Here is a 22,987-nt window from a genome sequence, read left to right on the forward strand (position 1 = left end):
CCCGGTGGACACTCCGGGGGATAACCCCACCCCACGTCCGCCAGCGGACTCCATGGTCCGCCGCACCCCGCCTTCCTAGCCTGGAACACGTCGACCACCGGCGACGATCCACGAAGGAAGGCCCACCATGTCACCCCGCCGTTCCCGCCCCCGGCCCGAGCCGACCGGCCACCCCGCCGCGTCCCCCGGGAACGCCGCGCACACCGCGTACGCCGGGCACACCGCGCACACCGCGTACGCCGGGCACACCGCGATCGAGCTGCGCGGTGTCCGGCGCAGCTACGGCCGCGGCGCCGAGGCCGTGCACGCGCTGCGCGGCATCGATCTGGCGCTCGGCCGGGGCACCTTCACCGCCGTGATGGGACCGTCCGGCTCCGGCAAGAGCACCTTCCTGCAGTGCGCGGCCGGACTGGACCGCCCGACCGCCGGCGAGGTCCACCTGGGCGGCGAGGAGATCACCCGGCTGAGCGAGGACCGGCTGACCAAGCTGCGCCGAGGCCGGATCGGCTTCGTCTTCCAGTCCTTCAACCTGCTGCCCTCGCTGACGGTGCTGCAGAACGTGCTGCTCCCGCTGCGTCTCGCCGGTGAGCGGCAGGACCGCTCCCGGGCCCGGGAGCTGCTCGCCCGGGTCGGCCTCGGGGAGCACGCCGGGCGGCGGCCGGGGCAGCTGTCCGGCGGCCAGCAGCAGCGGGTGGCGATCGCCCGGGCGCTGATCACCGCTCCGGACGTGCTGTTCGCGGACGAGCCGACCGGCGCGCTGGACACCCGTACCGCGCACGAGGTGCTCGGCCTGCTGCGGGACGCGGTGGACACGATGGGCGCCACCGTCGTCATGGTCACCCACGACCCGGTGGCGGCCTCGTTCGCCGACCGGGTGGTGTTCCTGGCCGACGGCGCCCTCGCCGACGAGCTGTACCGCCCGGACCCGAAGACCGTCGCCGACCGGATGGTGTCGCTGACCGCCCGCCCGCTGGAGGCCGCGGCATGAGCAACGGACTCGCCCGCGCCTCGGTGCGCTTCCGTCCCGCCTCCTTCGTCGGGACCTTCGTCGCGCTGTTCTTCGCCGCCGCCGTGATCACGGCCTGCGGCACCCTGCTGCAGACCGGGATCACCGCCTCGGTGCCGGCCGGCCGGTACGCGGACGCCCCCGTCGTGGTGGCCGCCGACCCGACCGTCGGCATCACCTTCCGGAACGGCGAGGACACCGACACCGAGGAGCAGCCCCTCCCCGACCGGGCCCGGGTGGACGCGGCGCTGACTGCCCGGATCGCCGCGCAGCCGGGGGTGGCGGCCGCCCGCCCGGACAGCGCGTTCCCGCTGCAGGGCGGGCCCGGCCCGCTCACCGGCCGGGGCTTCGCCGCGCTCGGCATCGCCGGCCCGCAGGACCGCCTGGTCGAGGGCCGCGCCCCCGGCGCCGACGAGGTCGTGCTGGACGCCGACACCGCGCGCGCCGCACGGCTGGCCCCCGGTGGCACCGTGGCGCTCACCGCGCCGGGCGGCAGCGGGAGTTACCGGATCTCCGGCCTCGCCGCCCCGCAGCCGGCCGGGCCCACGGCCTGGTTCGCCGACCAGCGGGCCGACCGGCTCTCGGGCCACCCCGGCCGGGTGGACGCGATCGCCGTCCAGCCGCGCGAGGGGGTGACCGCCAAGGCGCTCGCCGCCCAGGTCGGGACGGCCGTGGGCGGCGCCGCCGAGGTGCGGACCGGCCGGGACCGGGGCACCGTCGAGCAGCCGGCGCTCACCGGGGCCCGCGAGGCGCTGGCCGGGATCGGCGGCTCCTTCGGCGGCGTCGCCACCATGACCGCCGTGTTCGTGGTGGTCTCCACCGTGGCCCTGGCCACCGGCCAGCGCGCCCGCGAGTTCGCGCTGCTGCGCGCCGTCGGCGCCACGCCCCGGCAGATCCGCCGCACCATCGCCACCGAGGCGATGCTGGTCGCGCCGCTCGCCGCCGTGAGCGGCATCCTTCCCGGCCTGGGCCTGGCCCGGTGGTGGTTCGGCGGGTTGGTGGAGCGCGGGGCCGTCCCGGAGGCGGTCGAACTGTCCGTCGGGCCGCTGCCGATGGTCGCGGCGGTGGTGCTGTGCACGCTCGCGGCCCTCGCGGCCGGCTTCTTCGCGGCCCGCCGCCCGGCCCGGATGCGGGCGAGCCAGGCCCTGGGCGCGGCGGCCGTCGAACCGTCCCGGCCGGGCTGGATCCGCACCGGCCTGGGCCTGCTCTTCACCGCCGGCGGCGTCGTGCTCGCCGGGGTCGCCGCCGGGCTGAACGGCTCCGACGCCGCCAACACCGCGCTGGGCGTGGTGATGTGCTTCCTGACGGCGGTCGCCCTGCTCGGTCCCTGGGTGGCCCGGGTCGCGGCCGGACTGCTCGGGGTGCCGCTGCGGGCCGGCGGCGCGCCCGGCTCGCTGGCGGCCGACAACACCCGCGCCAACGCCCGCCGGCTGGCCTCGGCGATCACGCCGATCGCCATGGTCACCGCCTTCTGCGGCACCCTGCTGTTCATGCAGAGCACCGTCCGGCACGAGAGCGCCGAGCAGGTCCGGGCCGGTCTCACCGCCGACCACGTGCTCGGCTCCACCGGCCCCGGCCTGCCGGCCGCCGTGCCGGGTGCTGCCGGGGCCGCCGGGACCCCCGGGGTGGTCGGGAGTGCGGCCGGGCTGCCCGGTGTGGAGGCGGCCGTCGGCGTGCTGCGCACCGGTGTCGTGTACCGCCAGGGCCACGATCTGGACTCGGCCACCGCGCTGGGCATCACCGGCGACCCGTCCCGGCTGCCCCGGGTGCTCGACCTCGATGTCCGCACCGGTTCGCTCGCCGACCTGGGCCGGTCCCCGGACACCGTCGCGCTGGACGCCACCCTGGCCTCCACGCTGGGCGCAGGGGTCGGCGAGCGGGTGCGGCTCTGGCTCGGCGACGGGACGGAGGCCCGGCCGCTGGTGGTCGCCACCTACGGGCGCGGGCTGGGCTTCGGCCAGGTGCTGCTGCCGAGGGCGGCGGTCGCGGAGCACGTCACCGCGGCGTACGACCAGCAGGTGCTGGTCGCGGACGCGCCCGGCGCGGACCGGGCGGCGGTCGCCCGGGGGCTGGCGGGGCTCGGCGTCCCGGGAATGACCGTCACCGACCGGGCGGGCTTCGGGGCGCAGGCGGACAAGGACCAGGAGATGGGTGCCTGGGCGAACACGGTGATGGCCGGGGTGCTCGGCGGGTTCGCCGCGGTCACGGCCGCGAACACCCTGGTGATGACGGTGCTGGACCGGCGGCGCGAGGTGGCGCTGCTCCGGCTGGCCGGGACCACCCGGGGGCAGGTGCGCCGCATGATGCGCTGGGAGGCGCTGCTGGTGGCCGCGACCGGTCTGGGGGTCGGCGCGGTGATTGCCTGGGTCACCCTGGTACCGATCACCCGGGGCCTCACCGGCGCCACGCCGTACGTGCCGCCGGGGACGGCGCTGCCGCTGGCCGCCGGGGCGGTGGCGCTCTGCCTGGCCGCGACGGCTCTGCCGGCCAGGGCGCTGCTGCGCTCCCGCCCGATCGCGATGAGCGGCGGCAAGCAGTAGCGGCGCAGGGCGAGGAGGGGCGCGGCGAGGAGGGGCGCGCGACAAGCAGTAGCGGCGCGAGGAGGGGCGGCCTTCGGGTCCGGGCCCCGGTCCACCGAGGGCGACGGAGGTGTCGCCGGCGGACCGGGGCCCTTCGCGCGGGCGTGCCCGCGCGCACGGCTCTGCGCGCGCGGGGGCACGCGCAGGCGCGCGTGCCTTGGCGGGGTCTCGCGACGGTGGCCGGCGCGGGGGCGTCGCACCGGCCGTTCGGGTGACAAAGCCACGCTGAACAGCCGCGCGAGAGTGGTCGTCGGCCGTAAAGCCCTTGAGCCGCGCCGATAGTGATGTGTGATCAGTTACGCTCACGGCCGCGTCCGTCCAGGTGGCGCGCGCCCGTAGTGCCACGTCACACCAACCCCAACCACCCGCGCGCCGAGCGGGTCCGGCATGCCTGTCATCCCGGCCTGTCCGCTCCGCCGCGGTGTCCGGCAGAGAGAAGGCCGACCGTTGAGCAGTCCCCCCGTGGCCCGCACGTCCCGCCCGCAGTCGCTCCCCGCGGCGAGTCCGTCGGCCCCTTCCCCGGCCGTCCCCCCGGGGGCCCGCCTGCCGCGGCTGCTGCTGCGGGCCACCGCGACCGCGTCGGCCGCGCTGGGGCTGGCCCAGACGGTGCTGGCCGGCAGCTTCCTGAACGGCCACTACGAGGCGCTGCGGGCGCACGAGCTGGCCGCGATGGCCCTGGGCGGTCTGCTGATCGCCCAGCTGCCGGTGGCCGCGCTGGTCCGCCGGGGCGGGGGAGCGGGCGGCGGGCGCGGGCCGTGGTGGCCGCTCGGTGCCACCGCGCTGCTGCTGGCCGCGTCCGGGGCGCAGATGGGGACCGGCTACGAGCGGGCGGTCGGTGTGCACGTCACCCTCGGCGTGCTGCTGGTCAGCGGGCTGCTGTTCGGCCTGGTCGGCGCCTGGCGGCCGGTCCCGGTCCCGGCGCCTTCGCCTTTGCCGCCTTCGCCGCCGGACGCCGAGCGGCTCGTCGAACCGCTCGCCGAATTCGGCACCGAGTCCGGCACCGGCACCGGGACCGGTGACAGCGGCTCCGGCCGGCTGCCCCGGCCCACCGGCGCGGGGGCCGACGCGGTGGAGGTGTCCCCGTGAACCGCCGCCGGTTCCTCGGCGCCGGCGCGGCCGTGCTCGGCGCGGGCGCCGTCGGGGCCTTCGCGGGCCCGACGGCCGCCCGGCTGCTGGCCGAGGCCCGGCCGGGCCGGCTGCTGAGCAGTGAGGTCCCGCTGCCGGCGGCGTTCCAGCTGCCGCTGCCCGTCCCGGCGGTCCTCGCCCCCGTCCGCTCCGACGCCACCGCGGACCACTACGAGATCACCCAGCGGGCCGCCCGGCTGGAGATCCTGCCCGGCCTGCGCACCGAAGCCTGGACGTACGGCGGGACCTTCCCCGGTCCGACCCTGGTGGCCCGCTCCGGCCGGGAGATGGTGGTGCGGCACCGCAACGAGCTGGCGGTGCCCACGGTGGTCCACCTCCACGGCGGCCACACCCCGGCGGAGAGCGACGGCTACCCGGTGGACCTGCTGCTCCCGGTCGGCTCGTCCGCCGACCGTTCCACCTGGGCCGCCCACCCCGAGCACGCGGGCCACGCGACGGCCGGAATGGCGGGCATGGCCGGAATGCCGGGCATGCCGGGCGCGGCGGGCGCCGACCTCTCCCGGACCGTCACCGGCGAGCGCACCTACGCCTACCCGTGCCGCCAGCGCGCCGCCACCCTCTGGTACCACGACCACCGGATGGGCTTCACCGGCCCCGGCGTCTGGCGCGGCCTGGCCGGCTTCCACCTGGTCCGTGACGAGGAGGAGGACGCCCTGCCGCTGCCGCGCGGCGAGCGCGAACTGCCGCTGATGCTCGCCGACCGCTCCTTCGCCGCCGACGGCTCCTTCGCCTACCCCGCCGCCGACGCGACACTCGCCGTCCCCGGCGTCACCGAGGACTACATGAACGGCGTCCTCGGCGACGTCGTCCTGGTCAACGGCACCCCCTGGCCGCGCGCCGAGGTGGACCGGGCCCGCTACCGGCTGCGGGTGCTCAACGCCTCCAACACGCGCCTCTACCGGCTCGAACTCGACCCTCAGCCGTCCGGCGGCGGCGCCCTGGTCCAGATCGGCGGCGACGGCGGCCTGCTGGAGCAGCCGATCACGCACGACGCGGTCGAGATCGCGCCCGCCGAGCGCTTCGACCTGGTGGTCGACTTCTCCCGCTACCCGGCCGGCACCCAGGTCCGGCTGATGAACCGGTTCGGCAGCGGGCGGACGGAGGAGGTCATGCTCTTCGACGTCTCCTCGCGGCCGGTGCGCGACGACTCGACGGTCCCCGAACGGCTCTGCACCCTGGAGCGGCTCGATCCGGCCGCGGCCGTCACCACCCGGACCTTCGGCTTCCGGCGCAGCCGCGACGCGGGCTGGACGATCAACAACCAGCCCTACGAGCCGGGCCGCGCGCTCGCCCGGACGGCGCTCGGCTCCACCGAGATCTGGCGGTTCTTCTCGGACGTCCACCACCCCGTCCACGTGCACCTGAACGCCTTCCAGGTGCTCTCCCGCAACGGCAAGGCCCCGGGGCCGTACGACGCGGGCTGGAAGGACACCGTGGACCTGCGGCCGGCCGAGGCGGTGGAGGTGCTGGTGCGGTTCACCGACTTCGCGGGGACGTACATGCTGCACTGCCACAACCTGGAGCACGAGGACATGGCGATGATGGCGGACTTCGTGGTCGAGTGACCGGCGCCGGCCCGTTCGGCGGAGCGCGGACGGGTGACGGGGGCGGGTGACGGGGGAACGGGGGCGACCGGGCTGGCCGACCGGAGGCCCGTCCCGCCCCGGCCGAGCCGCCCCGCCCCGGGCGCGGGCCGTCCGGTCCCGACATGCCGTGGCGCCGGGCGTGATCTAGCGTCTCGGGGAGGACCGCGGGAGCGCCCGGACCACCCGGACCCCGCCCCGGCCACCGTCCCACCCGGCGCCGCCGTCCCCGCAGCAGGACGGACCCGTACGACGGACCCGCACGACGGGCCTGTACGACGGGCCTGTAGGGCGGCGGACCCGCAGGGCGACGGACCCGCAGGACGGACGCACCGAGGAGCCGCGCATGACCAGTCCGACCGAACGCCGGCGGCGCGGCCGGGCCGCCCGCGAGCGCGTACCGCGTTCCGCCCACGGCCCCTGGATCCCCGCCGCCGACCGGCCCGACCCGCTGGCCGTCCTGGCCCGGCAGGCCGAGGACCGGCTCGCCGACCTCGGCCCGATCCGCTACGGGCGGATGGCCGAATCGCCGTTCGCCTTCCTGCGCGGCTCCGCCGCCGTCATGGCCGCCGATCTGGCGGCCGTCCCCGACACCGGTATCACCGTCCAACTGTGCGGCGATGCCCACCTGTTGAACTTCGGCGTGTACGCCTCGCCGGAGCGCGCGCTGCTCTTCGACGTCAACGACTTCGACGAGACCTACCCCGGCCCGTTCGAGTGGGACGTCAAGCGCCTCGCCGCCAGCGTCGCCGTCGCGGCCCGGGACAACGGCCACAGCGAGGAACACGTCCGCCGGGCCGCGCTCACCGCCGCGCAGGGCTACGCCGGTGCCGTCCGCCGCCTGGCCGAGCTGGGCGAACTCGACGTCTGGTACGCCCGGATCGACGCCGAGGACATCCTGCCGCTGGTCGGCAGGGGCGGGCGCCGCAAGCGCGTCGAGGCGAACCTGGACAAGGCGCGCCGCCGCACCAGCCTCCAGGCCTTCGGCAAGCTCACCGAGAAGGGCGAGGACGGGCGGCGCCGGATCGTCGACGACCCGCCGCTGATCGAGCGGCTGCCGGAGGACGAACTGCGGCAGGTCGGCAAGATCTACGGCGACTACCGGGCCACCCTGTCCGAGGACCGCCGCGTCCTGCTCGACCGGTTCCAACTGGTGGACGTCGCCCGCAAGGTGGTCGGCGTCGGCAGCGTCGGCACCCGCTGCTTCATCCTGCTGCTGTTCGGGCGGGACGAGAGCGACCCGCTGTTCCTGCAGATCAAGGAGGCCGGGCGGTCCGTGCTGGAGGAGCACCTGCCCGTCTCCCGTCCGTCCGCCGAGGCCCCGGTGGTCCACGGCGGTCGCCGGGTCGTCACCGGCCAGCACCTCATGCAGGCGGCCAGCGACATCTTCCTCGGCTGGACCACCGGCCCGGCCGGCCGGCACTTCTACGGGCGCCAGCTGCGCGACATGAAGGGCTCGGCGGACATCGCCCGGATGACGCCCGCCGACCTGCGCCAGTACGCCGACCTCTGCGGGCGCACCCTCGCCCGCGCGCACGCCCGCTCCGGCGACCGGTTCGCCGTCGCCGGCTACCTGGGCCGCTCGGACGTCTTCGCCGAGGCCGTCGCCGACTTCTCGGTCCGGTACGCCGACCGGACCGCCGCCGACCACGCCGAGCTGCTGGCGGCGATCGGCGACGGCACGGTGACGGCGCACCGGGGCCTCTGAGCGGCGGAGCCTCTGGGGGCGGGGCCGCCGGGCGTCGGGGCTTCTGAGCGACGGGGCGCCCCGGGACGGGCCCCCTGGGCGGTGCCGGCCGGACCGGCGCCGCCCCGAGGGTTCGCCGCGCATTCCCTCCGGGGAATGGCCCTCCGGCCCCGCTCCGGCTACAACTGGCTGTCGTGGACTTTCCCCGTACGCTCCGCGAGCGCCGTACCGGCCGCCGCCTCAGCCAACTCGAACTCGCCGGCCGGGCCGGCACCACCCAGCGCCACCTCAGCTTCATGGAGTCGGGCCGCTCGGCGCCCGGGCGCGGCATGGTCGTGCGGCTCGCCGAGTCGCTCGACCTGTCACTGCGTGAGCGCAACGAGCTGCTGCTGGCGGCTGGTTACGCCCCCGTGTACGCGGAGTGCCCGCTCGACGGGCCCGAGCTGGCACCCGTCCGGTCCGCGCTCGGCCACATCCTGGAGGGTCATCTCCCCTATCCCGCCGTGGTGGTGGACGGCCGGGGCGGCATCGTCGCGGCCAACGCCGCGCTCGGACTGCTGACCGACGGGGCCGCGCCGGAGCTGCTCGGCCCGGGCGCGAACGCCTACCGGCTCGCCCTGCACCCGGCCGGGCTCGCCCCGAGGATCGTCAACTTCCCGGCGTGGTCCCGGCATGTGCTGGCGGCGACCGCCCACCTGACCGAGCTGCACGATGAACTGGCGGGCTACGTGCCGCCGTTGGACGCCGCACCGGCCGCCCGGGACCACCTGGGCTTCGCCGTCCCGCTGCATCTGCGCAGCCCCTTCGGCGAGTTGCACCTGATGACGACGGTGACCACCTTCGCCACCGCCGTCGACGTCACGCTCGCCGAACTGCGGCTGGAGGCCTTCCTGCCGGTCGACGAGCCGACGGCCGCCGCCCTGCGCGCCTATGCGGAGCGGGGGTCAGGGGATTTGAGCCCGGGGGATCGGCGCCCGGGAGATCGGAACCTGGGGGATCAGAGTCCGGGGAACTGGTAGTCGGTCGCGATCCGGTCGTCCTTGTCCAGCACCAGCACCTCCACCCCGCCGCCGAGCACCTCGGCCTCGCCCGGGCGCACCATCACCCAGGTGAGCTTGACGGCGTCCCCGACCCGGACCGCCTCGCCCTGCTCGCGGAACACGTAGTCGCCGCCGGCCACGAACTCCTCGTGCGCGCGGGCCACCCGCCGCTCCAGGGCGTCGTGGCCGCGCGCCTCCAACACCGTCTCCGCGAAGCCGAGTTCGGCCGCGCGCTCACGGATGTCCTCGGGCGGCTGGAGCAGGTGGACGCCGTCCGCCGCCCACAGCTCCTCGATCGCCCGGCGCCGCCGCTCCGGATCGGGCTCGTTCCAGAGTGCGACATAGCGGTCGGCGATCCGCTGCGCGGTGCCGGTGCCGGTGCTGGTCCTCGTGCTCATCGTGACTTCCTCGTTCCCCTCGTAGTCGTCCTTCGCGCCACCCATCCTGGGAGACGGAGGGAGGCCCGACAATTCCCGGCGGGGAATGCCGGCGGCCCGCCCCCGGGCCCGTCCACCGGCGGGGGAGGGGCCCCGCCGAGTGGTGGATTGCGAGCCGCCCGGACCCCGCCGAACGGGGGTGGCCGGACGCCGGACGTATGCCAACCACCCTTGGTGGCAAGGCGCCTGAGGTGCACTCGGGGCTCCGACCGCCATCCGGGCATGTCTTCGACAAGCTGATTTCTCGTCAGTAACATGACGATCCGCGTGGCCGTGCGGGCCGCGCTCCCCCCTTTGCCACCACCCACCCTCGTTCCCGGGCGGGCGCGTACGGTCCGTGCGCCGCCGCCCGTGTGGAACACGCCGCTGAAAGAGCCCCGGTGAAGAGTCCTCTCGTCCCGGCCGTCCGGCCTGCCCTCGCCTCCCTGCTCCTGCTCGGCGTCGCCGCCTGCGGGCCCGCCTCCGGCGACGGCCGGGCCGCGCCGGCCGCCGTCGACGTGCAGTCCGCCGTCCCCGTCGCCGCCACCGGCACGGCGAACCCGGCGGCCCCCGCGTCCGGGGCCGCCCCGACCGCGCACGCCTCGGCCGCCGCCGCCCGGCCCGCCGGAAAGGCGGCCACCCCGGCCCCCGGCGGGTCCTCCGCCGCCGTGCCCCCGCCCTCCTCGGCCCCGACGGCGGCCGCCGTCGCGCCGCCGTCGGGCCCCGCCCCACTGCCCCTGCCGGTCGCGGCCGCGCGGCCCGGCGCCCAGACCGTGGCCGTCGGCACCCCGTCCGCCGACGGCTCCGCCGCCACCCCGGCGGCGGCCACCGACCTCCGGCTCACCGCCTACGACCCGGCCGCCGGTACCGCCGTCCTGTCCGCGCCCGCCGCGCCCGCCGCGCCCTCGGTCCCCGCCTCCGCTGCCGTCACGCCTTCACCCTCCGCCGTCCCGGCCCTCACCCAGGCCGTCCAGCCCGGGCGCCTGATCGCCAGCCCGCCCACCGACGCCGCCCCGCAGGGCGCGCTCCTCGCCGTCACCGCCGTCCACCCCGGCGCCGGCAACACCCTCGGCCTCGCCACCCGCCCGGCCACCCTGCCCGAACTGCTCGGCGCCGCCGAGGTCGACGGCACCGTCCCCGTCGACCCCAAGGCGATCAAGGTCACCCCGCTGGTCAAGGACGTCACGGCCACCGTCGGCCGGGAGGACGGCACCACCAGGGCGGAGGCCTCCGGCACCCTGGAGGTCGACGCCAAGGCCCCGATCCCGCTGCCGGGCGGCGCCACCGCCGAGGCCACCGGCGCACTCGCCCTCCACCCGTCCGTCCGCTTCGCCTACCACGGCGCCGGCGTCGGCACCCCGCGCACCGCCTCCATCGGCTTCGACCTCGGCGCCCGCGCCCACTGGAAGGTCACCGGCGACTTCGCCCGCGCCACCGCCGCGCCGGTCCGCGTCCCCTTCGCCAAGCTCCAGGCCAGCCCGGTGCTGACCGTCGCCGGGCTGCCGGTCGTCGTCAACCTCGCCCTCACCTGCTACCTGGAGGTCGGCGCCGACGGCCAGGTCCACGTCGAGGCCGAGCAGGAGGCCACCGGCACCTGGGCCGTCCGCGCCGACTGGACCGGCGGCGGCCGGGGCTGGACCTCCGCCGCCGACGCCCCCGACACCGAGGTCTCCCCGGTCCACGTCCGCCTCGACGGCAAGGCCTCCGTCCGCGCCACTCTCGGCACCGAGGTCAGCGTCGGCCTCTACGACGCGGTCGGCGTCGAGGCCACCGTCGCCCCCTACCTCCAGGCCAAGGCCGACGGCTCCCTCGCCGTGGACGTCCCCGGCGGCACGCCCCGGGTCCAGGGCAGCTGGGCCCTCGTCGGCGGCATCGACCTCAACGGCGCACTGCTCGCCCACCTCAAGATCTTCGGCACCCCGCTGATCGAGGGCAGGCTCCCCCTCCCCGCCTTCCACCGCGAATGGCCCCTCCTCGCCGGCACCCTGCCCACTCCCACCCCGAAGAGCTGACCCCCTCGGCCCGGCACTCCGGCAACCGCCGGGGTGCCCACCGAGCCACCGCGACGCCGAGCAGCTGCCCCGGGTTTCCCCCGGGGCAGCCGGGGCGGAGCAGGATCAGCAGTGGCACCTCCGAAACGGGATCGCCGAGCCTCCGACCTTTCACAGGCTGGTCAGCTTGCGCTGTGCGGCTTCGAGGGATTCGCGGTCGATCGCCTTGGAACCCGAGGCGATCGTTCGGGAGAGCACCTCGGCCACGGTGAGGAAGTCCAGCAGTTCCTCGCGGTCGTTCCCGGCCGTCGACCGTCTGAGGTCGGAGACGAGCCCCCGCAGCACGTTCTGTTCCTGGCTCCGGTCATGAAGCAACAGCCACGCGAGGGCGTCTGCTATCGCATGCCGGGTGTCCCACCGGACGTCCGGTCGGGCGACGCGGCACTTCTCGAGTGCAAGGCTGCAGAGAAGCGACAGTTGAGCGGTGTCGCCGGCATTCTGTGCGGTGCTCAGGGAGGGCCGGAGAGTGTTCGGAAGAGCGGTGGGGAATCCGGCCAGCGCGTTCCGGGCGGCGACGAGTCGGTGCTCTTTCGTTCGCCGGTCCGGCTTCTTCGCCTTCGACGGTCGCACACGGGCCAGGGCGGAGCCTTCCACCACCCACGGGAGCCAGGCTGTCTTTCGGGAGTCACCCTTGTAGGGCTCCTGCGGATTCCGGACCTCGTACCGCACTCCGACCTCGACGAGCGGTAATGGACCCGGCACCTTCAAGCAGACCCGAACGGCGGGGCCGTTCTGCTGGTCCAACCGGGCCTCGAATGCGGAATGGTGGCCGTGCGCCCCTGGATTCGGCCCCACCGGACGTGGCTGGGAGATGATCCGGACCACCGTCGCTGTTACCGGCGTTGTGAGAGAAGGGGGGACGACCGGGACGGATGCCGGTTGTGACACGACCGGTGCGGCGGCGCCCACCTGCGGTGTTCTCCCCTCCTCACTCTTGTGGCCCGCCCTGCCGTGGAGGTGGATTCCCGACTCCGTCATGGCGAATTCGTCGAATCCGTGCCATGTGATCCGGTGCTCGGAACTCTCCACACCGATCCTGACCTGCCTGGTGTGGTCGACCGTGTGACAGGCCACTCGGAGCGCGTGGCCGTGCAGATCGATGAACTGTCGAGTGAGCATCGTCTCCGGGCCGAAGAGCCAGCTCACCTGTCGCGTGCCACGACGGGTCAGGTCGGCATGTCGAGCCTGCCAGGAACTGACGCTCTGCCGCCCGAACTGGATGCTCACCACAGCGCGGAGGGCGATCGCGGTGAAGTTCAACCCGATCAGACCGTTGGGAACGGCCCCCTCGAAATCGGCGACAGCACGGATGCGCTGGGAGCGGAGCCAGTTGTCGACAGCCCTCTTGATGAAGAGGTGGTCGGCGCTGTTCTCCCCGGTCGCGGTCCGGTTGCAATGGACCGGCGGATGGTGGGCGAAGTGGCAGACCCGGGAGACGTACCGTTTGGTGGTGAGTTCTTTGCCGCACCCTCCCAGCAGTGTGCCGCACCAGAAGGTGGCGCCCTGGTGGCGCTTCCTGAAGGCATCCAGGGGTTCCGGTTCGAAGGGCAGGAGCACGGGATCGTCTGAGTGCTTGTCGCCGATGACGGCGGTCTGAACCTTCCGGTGATCGAACAACTCGTCGGACATTGCGCAGTGGTGTCCTTCAACGGCGGGCGGTCGGGCTGACGTTGGTGGTCATGGACCGTAGCGCGAGGATGGCGGAGGCGTCCTGGCCCGACGACATGTGTTGCTCAAGCGAGACCATGCCCGGCGCGTGCGGGAAGTCGGATACGTCGACTTCCCACTCGCGCCGCGGTCGGTCCCGGAGGCCGGGGGGCTTGTGGAGGGCGGAGTTGTCAGTGGCCCGTGCCAGGATCCGGTTCATGCTGGAGATCACGGTGCGGACGGAAGACGACCGGAACTGCGCCCGGCCGGACGCCGAGGCGTTGGCCGGGCTGGTGCGGCGGATCGGGGGCAGGCGGGACCGCTTTGTGGTGGTCGAGCGGATACCCGACGAGCCCGACGTCTACGTGCAGGTGTGGCACGAGCGCGGGGGCGAGTACTCCTTCGAGTACCGGGACGGCGGCGCCGACCGGCACTTCCAGGTGAAGCTCGACGACCCCGGGCCGGTGATCGCCGCCATGGCCGCCTGGGCCCGCCGCGAGCCGGGGTGGGGCGAGGAGTTCGCCTGGGAGGCGCTGGAGTTGGCGTAGTGCCGGATCAGCTCATGGACCAGACGGTCGGATCGTGCGGGACGGGAGGGGAGAGCACCGGCGGGCGGGGAGCCACCGGGAGGGCGGCGGCCGCGCCGGCCGTCCGGGTCACCACCTCCTCGGTGACGCTCGGCCTCGTGCCGGAGGGCACCGGGCCGGAGCAGACCTGTGCGCTCGCCTCGTCCAGCAGGTCGATCGCGGCACCCGGCAGGGCGTGGCCGGGGAGGTAGCCGTGCGCGAGCCGGGCGGCCTCGGCGAGGGCCTCGTCGGTGATCACGACCTCGTGGTGGTCGACCAGCCGCTGCCGGGCGCCGCGCAGGATCTCCAGGACGTCCTCCGACGCCGGCTCGGCGACCGGCACCGGCTGGATCCTCCTATCCGGGCCCGAGTCCCGCTCCCACCGCCGGTGGTCGACGGACCCGGCGGCTGCGACGATCGAGACGCCGGGCACGTCGAACACCGGTCGGAAGAAGGCCAGCGCCTCGGCCTGCCCCTCGCGGGTCCGCACGACGGAGAGGGCGTTGTCGAGGAAGAGGATGAGGCTGTTCGACCGGAGGATGTCCTGCACCAGCTCGGCCATCACCTCGGTGAAGCGCCCGTGGTGCCGGGGGTCGGTGAACAGCGCGGTGACGTCGAGGCGGAGGACGCTCCGGCCGAGGAATCGCGAAGGAACTTCCCGGCGGACGACGGCCCGCGCCAGCCCGGCCGCGATGCTCGTCTTACCCACCCCGGGATCGCCCACCAGCAGTGCGACGTTGCGCGCCCGCCGGCTGAGCACCTGGAGGACGCGGTCGAGCTCGGGTTGCCGCCCGAGCACCGCCGACCGGTCGGCCGCTTCCCGGGTGAGGTTCCGGGTCACCCTCGCGAGGATGTCGGTGGATGTCGGCACCGGATCGGCCCTCGCCAGGGGCTGCCCGGCAAGGGTGGCTCGGATCATCCGGACCAGGACGTCGTGATCGGCGTTGTAGCCCGCGAGGAGAAGGGCGGCGGCTTCGGCCCTGTCGCCGACGAGGCCCAGGAGGATGTGCTCGGTGTCGATGCGGTCGCGACCCATGCCCTTGGCCGCGTCCCAGGCGTACTCGACGACCCGCTTGGACGCGTCGGTGTACGGCAGGTCGTTGGAGTCGGTCGGGCGGTCCGGTCCGGTGTAGACACCGTGCTGCCGACGGAGGGTGACGAGCGAGCAGCCGAGCTGCCTCAAGACCTGAGCGGCGACACCCTCGTTCTCCCTCATGAGACCCAGAAGCAGGTGTGAGGTGTGGACCTCGGGAAAGCCGAGCAGGAACGTTTCCCGATCAGCCAGGTCGAGAGCCTTTCGCGCCTCCTCGGTGAACTGCTTACCCACTACGTCCACCTCTCTCCAGCACCGCCAGCTCCTTCCGGGCCCGCACCGTGTGCGGGTGCTGCGTGCCCAGCACCCGGTCGCGTTCCGCGACGAGTTGCCGCAGCAGCGCCGTCGCCTCCTCCTCGGCGCCCGTCAGCGCCAGGTTGCGGGCCAGCATGTGCCGGGTCCGCAGGGTGTCCTCGTGCTCGCTGCCGAGGAGGCGGCTGCGGTCGGCGAGGAGGACGCGGAGGACGGCGATGGCCTCCGCCCGGTGGCAGGCCTCGCCGAGGTTGACGGCGAGGAACTGGCGGGTGTGCAGGGTCTCCTCGTGGTCCTTGCCGAGCAGGCGGGCGTGGGCGGCGGGGAGGGGCCGCAGCAGGCGGGCGGCTTCGGCCGGGTCGCCGGCGCCGCCGACGCAGTGGGCGTGGGCGCGGCGGCAGCGCAGGGTGTCCTCGTGCTCGGCGCCGAGGAGGCGGGTCTGCTCCTCCAGTACCCCTTGGAGGGAGGCGGCGGCGCCGGCCCAGTCGCCTTCCAGGGCCTGCTGTTCGGCGGCCACCTGCCGCTCGCGCAGGGCGGGGGCGATGTGGTCGGCGTAGATCCGGTTGTGGCCGAGGGCGATCAGGCTGGCGTTCTCGGTGGCGCGGCTGAGGGGGACGGGCAGGCCCTCGGCGAGCATCAGGGCCGCGAGGCGCTGGTACAGGTCGTCGATGGTGAGGTACTCCGGGCCGCCGGCGACGCCCTCGCGCAGCAGTCGGATGAGCCGTCCGGAGAAGGCGGTGTGGTCCTCGCCCGGCGGGGAGAGGGCGACCTGGTCGCGCTGGGCGGAGGTCAGCACGTAGGTGCCGGCGACCTCCAGTTGGTTGATGGTGCCGGGGCCGCCGGCCATGGTGCCGGTGACGGCGCGGCCGGAGAAGCAGCAGTCCAGCACGATGATCTTGGTGGTGGCGCGGCTGTTGAGCACGGTGCCGCGCAGTTTGTCGTACTCGAGCGAGGTGAAGTCCGGGTCCCCGTACTCGCTGTCGGGCAGCGCGAGGTAGAGGTCGTGCCGGCGGCCGCCGACCAGTCCGTGGCCGGTGAAGTAGACCAGCAGCAGGTCCTCGGCGGCCCGAGCGGCCTCGCGCAGCCGCCGACCGACCCGGGACAGGTCGGCGTCGTCGAGCAGGACGGTGCAGTGCTCCTCCGGGACGACCCCGTGGTCCGGGTCGGTGAACAGGGCCGCCAGGTCGGCCACGGTACGCCGGACCGCCGGGAGGTCCGGCAGGTCCGGGTCCGTGTACGTGCTCGCGCCGACCAGCACGATCCGGGACCGCAGGGGGTCCGGGAGGCGCACCTCAGCCCTGCTCGGGACCGGACGGGGCCGGGCCCTCCGGTTCCTGGCTCCCCGGTTCCTGGCTCTCCAGCGCGGTGCGCAGGATCGCCTCCAGGTCCCCGGCGCGCACCCGCTTGGCGTCGAGTTCCAGCGTCCCGCCGTCGGCCCGACGGATCTTCAGCCGGACGTCGCCGCGCCGGGGCTGGGCGAACCAGGTGCGCAGGGAGGAGGCGAGTACCGAGAGCCCGCCGCCGGCGCCGAGGGCGACGGTCACGGTGTCCAGCACCGAGCCCATCTCCCCGGGCGCGGGCGCACGCCCGGTCAGGGTGGTCCTGGTCAGGCCCGGTTCCCCCCGGAGCCAGTCGGTGAGCGACTCGGCCTCCGCGGCGGTCCCCGGACCGGAACCGGTCCCCGAACCGGTCTCCCCACCGGTCACGGAAATGTGCACGTCCACAGGTGCCCCCCACAAGGCTGGTTCTGGACGGAGTCGAGAGCGGTCAGTCTACTGATCCGGGGGAGCGCCGCGGGAGGTCCGGATCATTGCTCGGAACCGTGATCCGGAACGAGCAGCCGCAGCGCCCCCGGCACGACGGTGACCTCGACCGGCAGCGGTGCCATGAACTCGCCGTCCGCGTAGGCGGTGATGCCGGGGGAGTCGAGCCGCAGCGAGGTGGTGCGGTGGGTGGTGACCTCGGGCCGGGCGATGTGGGTGCCCTTGAGCAGGGTGGGGAAGAAGCGGGCGATCCGCCGCCGGGGCATGGCGTCGACGAGGGTGACGTCGAGCAGGCCGTCGGCGGGGTCGGCGTCGGGGCAGATGAGCATCCCGCCGCCGTAGCTGCTGGTGTTGCCGACGGCGGCGAGGGTGAGGTCGCGGTCGATCCGGGTGCCGTCGGCGAGGGTGATCCGGAACGGCAGCGGGCGGAGGTTGGCGAACTCCACGGCGATCGCGAGGTTGTAGCGCATCCGGCCGCGCGGCCAGCGCAGGCGGTTGGTCCGGTCGCTGACCAGGGAGTCGAAGCCGCTGGCGAGGACGGAGCCGAACCAGCGGGTGGTGCCGTCGGCGGCGGTGACCCGGCCGAGGTCGACGGTGCGGGTGCGGCCGGCGGCGACGGTGTCGGCGGCGGCCTCGGGGGTGCCCCGGGGCAGGGCGTGGGCGCGGGCGTGGTCGTTGCCGGTGCCGGCGGGTATCACGCCGAGCGGGGTGGCGGTGCCGGCCACGGCCTGGAGGGCGAGGTTGATCATGCCGTCCCCGCCGACGACGACCAGGGCGTCGCAGGACGGCGAGGCGACCGCCTCCCGGGCGAGCGCGAGCGACTCGGCGGCGGAGCCGCCCGCCCGCGGGTCCACGGTGATGCCGTGGGCGCGCAGGCGGGCGGCGGCGCGGTGGGCCGCCGGTTCGGCGTGGCCGGCGGCGGCCGCGGGGTTGGTGAGGAGAACGACGCGGGCGATGGTTCTCCGGTCGCTCACGGGATCAGCTTGCCCGGGTTGAGGATGCCGGCGGGGTCGATCTCGGCCTTGACGGCGCGCAGGATGCGCACCCCGAGGTCGCCGATCTCGTCGGCCATCCAGGGGCGGTGGTCGGTGCCGACGGCGTGGTGGTGGGTGATGGTGCCGCCGGATTGGACGATGGCGTCGCAGGCGGCCCGCTTGGCGGCGCCCCACTGCTCCAGCGGCTCCTCGCCGAGGGCGGCGACCACGGTGAAGTAGAGCGAGGCGCCGGTCGGGTAGACGTGCGAGATGTGGCACAGCACGAGCGAGCCGGGCAGGGCCTCGGTCAGCGCGGTGGTGACGGCGAAGCGCAGGGCGTGCAGGTCGCGCCAGCCGGCGGCGGTCTCCAGGGTCTCGCACAGCGCGCCCGCGTCGAGCAGCGAGTCGCGCAGGTACGGGGCGTTGAACCGGCCGTGCTCCCAGGCCCGGGCGGGGGCCTCGCCGAGCGAGGTGCCGCCGGCGGCGAGCAGGGCGGCGCGGGTGAGCTGGTGGCGGGCGGCGACCTGCTCGGCGGTGCCCTCGAAGACGGTGACCGCGAGGCAGCCGCTGACGGCGGCCTCGCCGCCGATCTTCTCGGTCATGGCCAGGTTGATCATCGTCTCGGCCTCGTCGGAGAGCCGGACGACGGTCGGGCCGGTGCCCTGCTGCTCGACGGCGCGCAGCGCGGTGGCGCCGGTGGTGAAGTCGGGGAACGACCAGGCTTCGTAGGCCTTGACGGCGGGCACGGGGTGGACGCGCACCCGGACGGCGGTGATCACGCCGAGTGCGCCCTCGGAGCCGAGGAACAGCTCGCGCAGGTCGGGGCCGGCGGCGGAGGCCGGGGCGCGGCCGAGGTCGAGCAGGCCGGTCGGGGTGACCACCCGCAGGCCGCGCACCATGTCGTCGAACCGTCCGTGGCCGGCCGAGTTCTGGCCGGAGGAGCGGGTGGCCGCGAAGCCGCCGATGGTGGCGAAGCGGAAGCTCTGCGGGTAGTGGCCGAGCTCGAATCCGTGCTCGGCGAGCAGGGCTTCGGCGGCCGGGCCGGTGAGGCCGGCGCCGAGGAGGGCCTCGCCGGAGGTCTCGTCGAGGTCGAGGAGCTGGTCGAGCCGGCGCAGGTCGAGCGAGACGACGGCGGCGAACGGCCCGCGTTCCGGGTCCAGTCCGCCGACGACGCTGGTGCCGCCGCCGAACGGCACGACGGCGATCCGGCGCTCGGTGCAGACGGCGAGCAGCGCGGTGATCTCGTCCTCGCTGCCGGGCAGCACGACGGCGTCCGGCGCGTTCTGCGGGTCGCGCGAGCGGCGGCGCAGCAGGTCGGGGGTGGACTTGCCGCCGGCCCGGGGGAGGCGGTCGGCGTCGGCGGTGCTGAGGTGGGCCGCGCCGACGACGGCGGCGAGGGCCGCGAGGTCGTCGGGGGTGAGGGCGGACGGCCGCAGGACGACCTCCGAGGCGTCGGGCCCGGGGGCGGCGTCGCCGGTGACGCCGAGGGCGGCGGCGAGCAGGCCCTTGATGTCGGCGGACAGCTCCTTGGCGAGGGCCGGGTCGCCCCAGGCGTCCCACTTCATCGGGGGGAGCGGCAGGGTGGCCGTACCGGTGGGGGTCGCCGGTGCCGCTTGCTTCTCGGGGGTCATGCGTTACAGTTTTACACATCATGTCAAGTAGTAACGAGCCTTACGAGCAGGGCGCCGGGCCTGTCAGCGACCGTGGCGCCGAGCGCGGCACCGATGACGCGATCCTCGACGCCGCCGCCGAACTGATCGTCCAACTGGGCGTCGGGCGCGCCCAGTTGGCCGAGATCGCGCGCCGCGCCGGGGTGAGCCGGCCGACCGTCTACCGGCGCTGGCCCGACGTCCGCGCCGTGATCGGCGCACTGCTCACCCGGGAGATCGCGGCCACCCGGGACGCCGTCCGGCTCACGGGCACCGACCGGGCCGCGTTCGTCGACGGCGTGGTCGAGGTGGCCGTCCGGCTGCGCGACCACCCGGTGCTGGGCGCGCTGCTGCGCTCGGGCGACTCCGACACGCTGTTCGAGTACGTGGTCGACCGCCTGGGCGCCAGCCAGCGCGGACTGCTGGACGCGCTGCGGTCGGGGATCGAGCAGGGGCAGCGGCACGGTTCGATCCGGGCCGGGGAGCCGCTCGAACTGGCCGCGATGGTGCTGCTGATCGCCCAGTCCACGGTGCAGTCGCACCGCATGGTGGCCCCGGTGCTGCCCGAGGAGGCCTGGCGGCGGGAGCTCGCCCGCGCCCTCGACGGGTACCTCGCGCCGTAGGCCCGCCCGCCCGCCCCCGCCCGCCCGCGCACCGCCCGTAGACCGACCGCCTCGGAGGCGCAGATGACCACCACCGCCGGGCCCTTCGCCGGGACCGCCCGACTCACCGCCCGCCGCCGGGAGTTGGAGCTCGACGCGCTCGCCGGCCGCCCGTCGGTCGACCTGCTGGTGATCGGCGGCGGCGTCACCGGCGCGGGCGTCGCCCTGGACGCGGCCGCGCGCGGACTGTGCGTGGTGCTGGTCGAGTCCCGCGACCTCGCCTTCGGGACCAGCCGGTGGAGCTCCAAGCTCGTCCACGGCGGTCTGCGCTACCTCGCCTCCGGCCGGATCGGGGTGGCCAGGGAGAGCGCCGTCGAGCGCGGCGTGCTGATGACCCGCACCGCGCCGCACCTGGTCCGGCCGCTGCCCCAACTCGTGCCGCTGCTCGACGGGTTGTTCCGCCCCGGCCAGGCCGCGCTGGTCCGGGCCGGCTTCCACGCGGGGGACGCGCTGCGACTGAGCGCCGGCACGCCGGGCGGTCTGCTGCCGCGGGTCCGCCGGGTGGGCGCCGACCGCGCCCGGGCCCTGGTGCCGGGTCTGCGCGGCGCGGGCCTGTCCGGCGCGCTGGTCGCCCACGACGGCCAACTCGTCGACGACGCCCGGCTGGTGGTGGCCCTGGCCCGCACCGCGGCGCAGTACGGGGCGACCGTGCTCACCCGGGTGCGGGCCGACGCCGTCACCGGGGCGGGCGCCCGGCTCGTCGACACCCTCACCGGGGCGTCGTTCACCCTGGACGCCCGCGCCGTCGTCAACGCCACCGGCGTGTGGGCGGGCGAGGTGGACCCCTCGATCCGGCTGCGGCCCAGCCGGGGCACCCACCTGGTGGTGGACGCGGCCGCGCTCGGCCGGCCGCTCGCCGCGCTGACCGTCCCGGTGCCCGGCTCCACCAGCCGGTTCGTCTTCGCGCTGCCGCAGCAGCTCGGCCGGGTGGCGATCGGCCTCACCGACGAGGACGCGCCCGGCCCGATCCCGGACGAGCCGCAGCCCTCCGAGGCCGAGGTCGACTTCCTGCTCGACACCGTGAACGGCGCCCTGGAGACGGCGCTGACCAGGGCCGATGTCCGTGGCGCCCACGCGGGGCTGCGTCCGCTGATCGACACCGGCGACGGCGCGACCGCCGACATCTCCCGCCGGCACGCCGTCCTGGAGTCGCCGAACGGCGTGATCACCGTGGTCGGCGGCAAGCTCACCACCTACCGTCGGATGGCCGAGGACGCCGTGGACACCGCCGTCCGGCTGCGCGAGCTGTCCGCCCGCGCCTGCTGGACCACCCGGCTGCCGCTGGTCGGCGCACCCGGCCACCGGGACAGCCGCCCGGTGCCGGAGGGAGAGGTGGCGGCCTCGCTGCTCGCCCGGCACGGCGGGGCGGCCACCGAGGTGCTGGCGGTCGGCGAGGAACTCCTCGGCGCCGGGTACGGGGCCCCGGTCGCCGACGGGATCGACGTCAGCCGCGCCGAGATCGCGTACGCGCTCACCCACGAGGGCGCGCTGGACGTCGAGGACGTACTGCACCGGCGCACCCGGATCGGCCTCGTCACGGCGGACGCCGACCGGGCCCGGTCGGCCGTCGAGGGCATCACGGCGAAGGTTTCGGCCTGATCGCGAACCCCTAGCGCCCCGTCCGCTCCGCCATCGGCGCCACGTCCGCCCCGAACTCCAGCGTGCAGCTGAGCGGCCGCTCCGGCGCGCCCGTCCGCTCCAGCCGGACGGCCAGCGGCCACGGCGGCTCCTCGGCCAACTGCGCGGCGAGCGTGAGCGGGTACACCCCGTGCCCGTGGACCCGGTGGAAGGCCACCTCCCTGCCGTCCACCAGCACCTCGGTCTCGGTGATCCACCCGGACCGCACGTTCACCGTGACGGAGTGCCCGCCCCGGTCGAGGTGGAAGCTGTGCCGCTGGCGCATGAGGACCTCCCGGAATACCCCCTGGACGCCCCCCGGCCATCGTCAGTGTACGTCGCAGGGGCAGGACATTCCTGGAGGGATTTCCGAATTGAGCTGTTCGGAGCTGGTGGAAATCCTTAAGGAAGCGGCCGAGGTCGGTGTCTGGGGTGGCACCGGAAACCTTGATGAGGAGGCACTGGAGAACATCGAGTATCTTCCCGACCTGGTTGACGATGCCGAGGATGCCGACTCGGCTGAGCTGGCTGCCGCACTGGCGGACACTGTGGAAGCTTGGTTGCAGGATGCCGCGTCCGACGGCACGGGAAGGCCTGGCGTCGTCTATGCGTGGTACGACGACCAGGCGGGGCAGTTGCGCATGTCGTTCGTATCCGCCGGGCGCGATGATATTCCATTCCGGGTATCGCTGCTGTTCGTCGACCGTGCGCAGGATGTCGTGGAGGAATTCCTTGCGCGCGGACATCGCGACCCCAGTGGCCAACTGAAGATCTTCGCCCTTGAAGTGGCGGGAGCGGTCTGACGTCGACGAAGCAGAACGGGAAGCGTTGGTGGATGGCACACGACGGCGCGCCGGTTGAAGAATTGGCGTACCCGTTGGTCCTGTTCGACGATGACGGCTGGCTGGTCTCCTGCGCGGATGCCGATGGGATCTGGCTTGCCTCCGAGTCGGAGCGGCTCCGACATTGCATGGAATCCTATTCCCACTCCTGGGTGGACGCCGAGCTCCAGCGTTCACCGCTGATACGGCGAACTATGCCGCCGCCGCCGCTGCGGAGGCTGCGGAGATCACCCCGATCGGGAGGAAAGAGAGAAAGGACCCGAAGGGGTGGTCGGGCCAGGAAGGCCGCCCAGACAATGTCTGGGCGGCCTTCCGTCGTATCGGGACGCTGGCGGGGGAGCCGCCCCGCGAGGCGCCCGCCGCGGTGCTTGTGGAGGACGGGGGTGGTGACGAACGAGCTGTTCGTAGCGAAGC

General features: G+C 74.8%; 19 protein-coding genes. 11 read left to right on the forward strand and 8 right to left on the reverse strand.

The genetic code is table 11. From position 1 onward, the window contains the following. The first annotated feature begins 127 nt into the window (after positions 1-127). The 6 genes from SM793_RS13460 (at position 128) to SM793_RS13485 (ending at position 9,020) form a co-directional block, all read left to right on the forward strand. Complete coding sequence (locus SM793_RS13460) at positions 128-988, forward strand: ABC transporter ATP-binding protein (protein ID WP_320438386.1); 861 nt, start codon at positions 128-130, stop codon at positions 986-988. Continuing rightward, on the forward strand, positions 985-3,546 hold the full coding sequence (locus SM793_RS13465) for an FtsX-like permease family protein (protein WP_320438387.1): 2,562 nt from the start codon (positions 985-987) through the stop codon (positions 3,544-3,546). The genes SM793_RS13460 and SM793_RS13465 overlap by 4 nt, the downstream gene beginning before the upstream one ends. A gap of 486 nt (positions 3,547-4,032) precedes the next feature. Continuing rightward, complete coding sequence (locus tag SM793_RS13470; RefSeq protein WP_320438388.1) at positions 4,033-4,671, forward strand: hypothetical protein; 639 nt, start codon at positions 4,033-4,035, stop codon at positions 4,669-4,671. Beyond that, complete coding sequence (locus SM793_RS13475) at positions 4,668-6,296, forward strand: multicopper oxidase family protein (RefSeq protein ID WP_320438389.1); 1,629 nt, start codon at positions 4,668-4,670, stop codon at positions 6,294-6,296. The genes SM793_RS13470 and SM793_RS13475 overlap by 4 nt, the downstream gene beginning before the upstream one ends. Positions 6,297-6,660: 364 nt before the next feature. Then, positions 6,661-8,022 carry a DUF2252 domain-containing protein gene (locus tag SM793_RS13480; protein WP_320438390.1) on the forward strand — a complete coding sequence of 454 codons (1,362 nt, stop codon included), beginning with the start codon at positions 6,661-6,663 and terminating at the stop codon, positions 8,020-8,022. Between the two features lie 173 nt (positions 8,023-8,195). After that, positions 8,196-9,020: a helix-turn-helix transcriptional regulator gene (locus SM793_RS13485; RefSeq protein WP_320438391.1), complete on the forward strand. Its 825-nt coding sequence runs from the start codon at positions 8,196-8,198 to the stop codon at positions 9,018-9,020. Here SM793_RS13485 and SM793_RS13490 read toward each other — a convergent pair. Next, positions 8,999-9,439: a hypothetical protein gene (locus SM793_RS13490; protein WP_320438392.1), complete on the reverse strand. Its 441-nt coding sequence runs from the start codon at positions 9,437-9,439 to the stop codon at positions 8,999-9,001. The two genes, SM793_RS13485 and SM793_RS13490, sit on opposite strands and share 22 nt — an antisense overlap. Positions 9,440-9,858: 419 nt before the next feature. Between SM793_RS13490 and SM793_RS13495 the strand changes: the two genes are divergently transcribed. Then, entirely contained in the window at positions 9,859-11,469 is a 1,611-nt protein-coding gene (locus tag SM793_RS13495) for a hypothetical protein (protein ID WP_320438393.1), read from the forward strand. A 150-nt stretch (positions 11,470-11,619) separates the two neighbouring features. On the opposite strand, the gene SM793_RS13500 is transcribed toward SM793_RS13495, so the two are convergent. Next, positions 11,620-13,137, reverse strand: a complete 1,518-nt coding sequence (locus SM793_RS13500) for a competence protein CoiA family protein (RefSeq protein WP_320438394.1) — start codon at positions 13,135-13,137, stop codon at positions 11,620-11,622. 236 nt (positions 13,138-13,373) lie between these two features. On the opposite strand from SM793_RS13500, the gene SM793_RS13505 reads away from it, so the two are divergent. Next, the gene (locus SM793_RS13505) at positions 13,374-13,703 is read left to right on the forward strand and encodes a hypothetical protein (protein WP_320438395.1); all 330 of its coding nucleotides are present in this window, start codon (positions 13,374-13,376) and stop codon (positions 13,701-13,703) included. Between the two features lie 7 nt (positions 13,704-13,710). Here SM793_RS13505 and SM793_RS13510 read toward each other — a convergent pair whose 3' ends face one another. The 5 genes from SM793_RS13510 to SM793_RS13530 all read right to left on the reverse strand — a co-directional run bounded on the left by SM793_RS13510 (position 13,711) and on the right by SM793_RS13530 (position 19,368). Continuing rightward, entirely contained in the window at positions 13,711-15,057 is a 1,347-nt protein-coding gene (locus tag SM793_RS13510; protein ID WP_320438396.1) for a Clp protease N-terminal domain-containing protein, read from the reverse strand. Then, entirely contained in the window at positions 15,041-16,357 is a 1,317-nt protein-coding gene (locus tag SM793_RS13515) for a caspase, EACC1-associated type (RefSeq protein WP_320438397.1), read from the reverse strand. Before SM793_RS13515 ends, SM793_RS13510 begins: the two co-directional genes overlap by 17 nt. A 1-nt stretch (position 16,358) precedes the next feature. Beyond that, on the reverse strand, positions 16,359-16,784 hold the full coding sequence (locus SM793_RS13520; protein ID WP_320438398.1) for an effector-associated constant component EACC1: 426 nt from the start codon (positions 16,782-16,784) through the stop codon (positions 16,359-16,361). 89 nt (positions 16,785-16,873) lie between these two features. After that, complete coding sequence (locus SM793_RS13525; RefSeq protein ID WP_320438399.1) at positions 16,874-17,803, reverse strand: diacylglycerol kinase; 930 nt, start codon at positions 17,801-17,803, stop codon at positions 16,874-16,876. Then, complete coding sequence (locus SM793_RS13530; protein ID WP_320438431.1) at positions 17,800-19,368, reverse strand: FAD-binding oxidoreductase; 1,569 nt, start codon at positions 19,366-19,368, stop codon at positions 17,800-17,802. The genes SM793_RS13525 and SM793_RS13530 overlap by 4 nt, the downstream gene beginning before the upstream one ends. A gap of 86 nt (positions 19,369-19,454) precedes the next feature. Here SM793_RS13530 and SM793_RS13535 point away from each other — a divergent pair, with 86 nt between their 5' ends. Next, positions 19,455-20,075, forward strand: coding sequence for a TetR/AcrR family transcriptional regulator (locus tag SM793_RS13535; protein WP_320438400.1), 621 nt, complete (start codon positions 19,455-19,457; stop codon positions 20,073-20,075). 63 nt (positions 20,076-20,138) lie between these two features. Continuing rightward, positions 20,139-21,713 carry a glycerol-3-phosphate dehydrogenase/oxidase gene (locus SM793_RS13540; RefSeq protein WP_320438401.1) on the forward strand — a complete coding sequence of 525 codons (1,575 nt, stop codon included), beginning with the start codon at positions 20,139-20,141 and terminating at the stop codon, positions 21,711-21,713. A gap of 10 nt (positions 21,714-21,723) precedes the next feature. On the opposite strand, the gene SM793_RS13545 is transcribed toward SM793_RS13540, so the two are convergent. Beyond that, a complete protein-coding gene (locus SM793_RS13545; protein ID WP_320438402.1) occupies positions 21,724-22,017 on the reverse strand; it encodes a hypothetical protein in 294 nt (97 codons plus the stop codon). Positions 22,018-22,105: 88 nt separating this feature from the next. Here SM793_RS13545 and SM793_RS13550 point away from each other — a divergent pair, with 88 nt between their 5' ends. Beyond that, positions 22,106-22,534: a hypothetical protein gene (locus SM793_RS13550; protein WP_320438403.1), complete on the forward strand. Its 429-nt coding sequence runs from the start codon at positions 22,106-22,108 to the stop codon at positions 22,532-22,534. Positions 22,535-22,987: the final 453 nt, after the last annotated feature.

This window comes from Kitasatospora purpeofusca (genome assembly GCF_034043715.1).
Lineage (GTDB): Bacteria > Actinomycetota > Actinomycetes > Streptomycetales > Streptomycetaceae > Kitasatospora > Kitasatospora purpeofusca_A.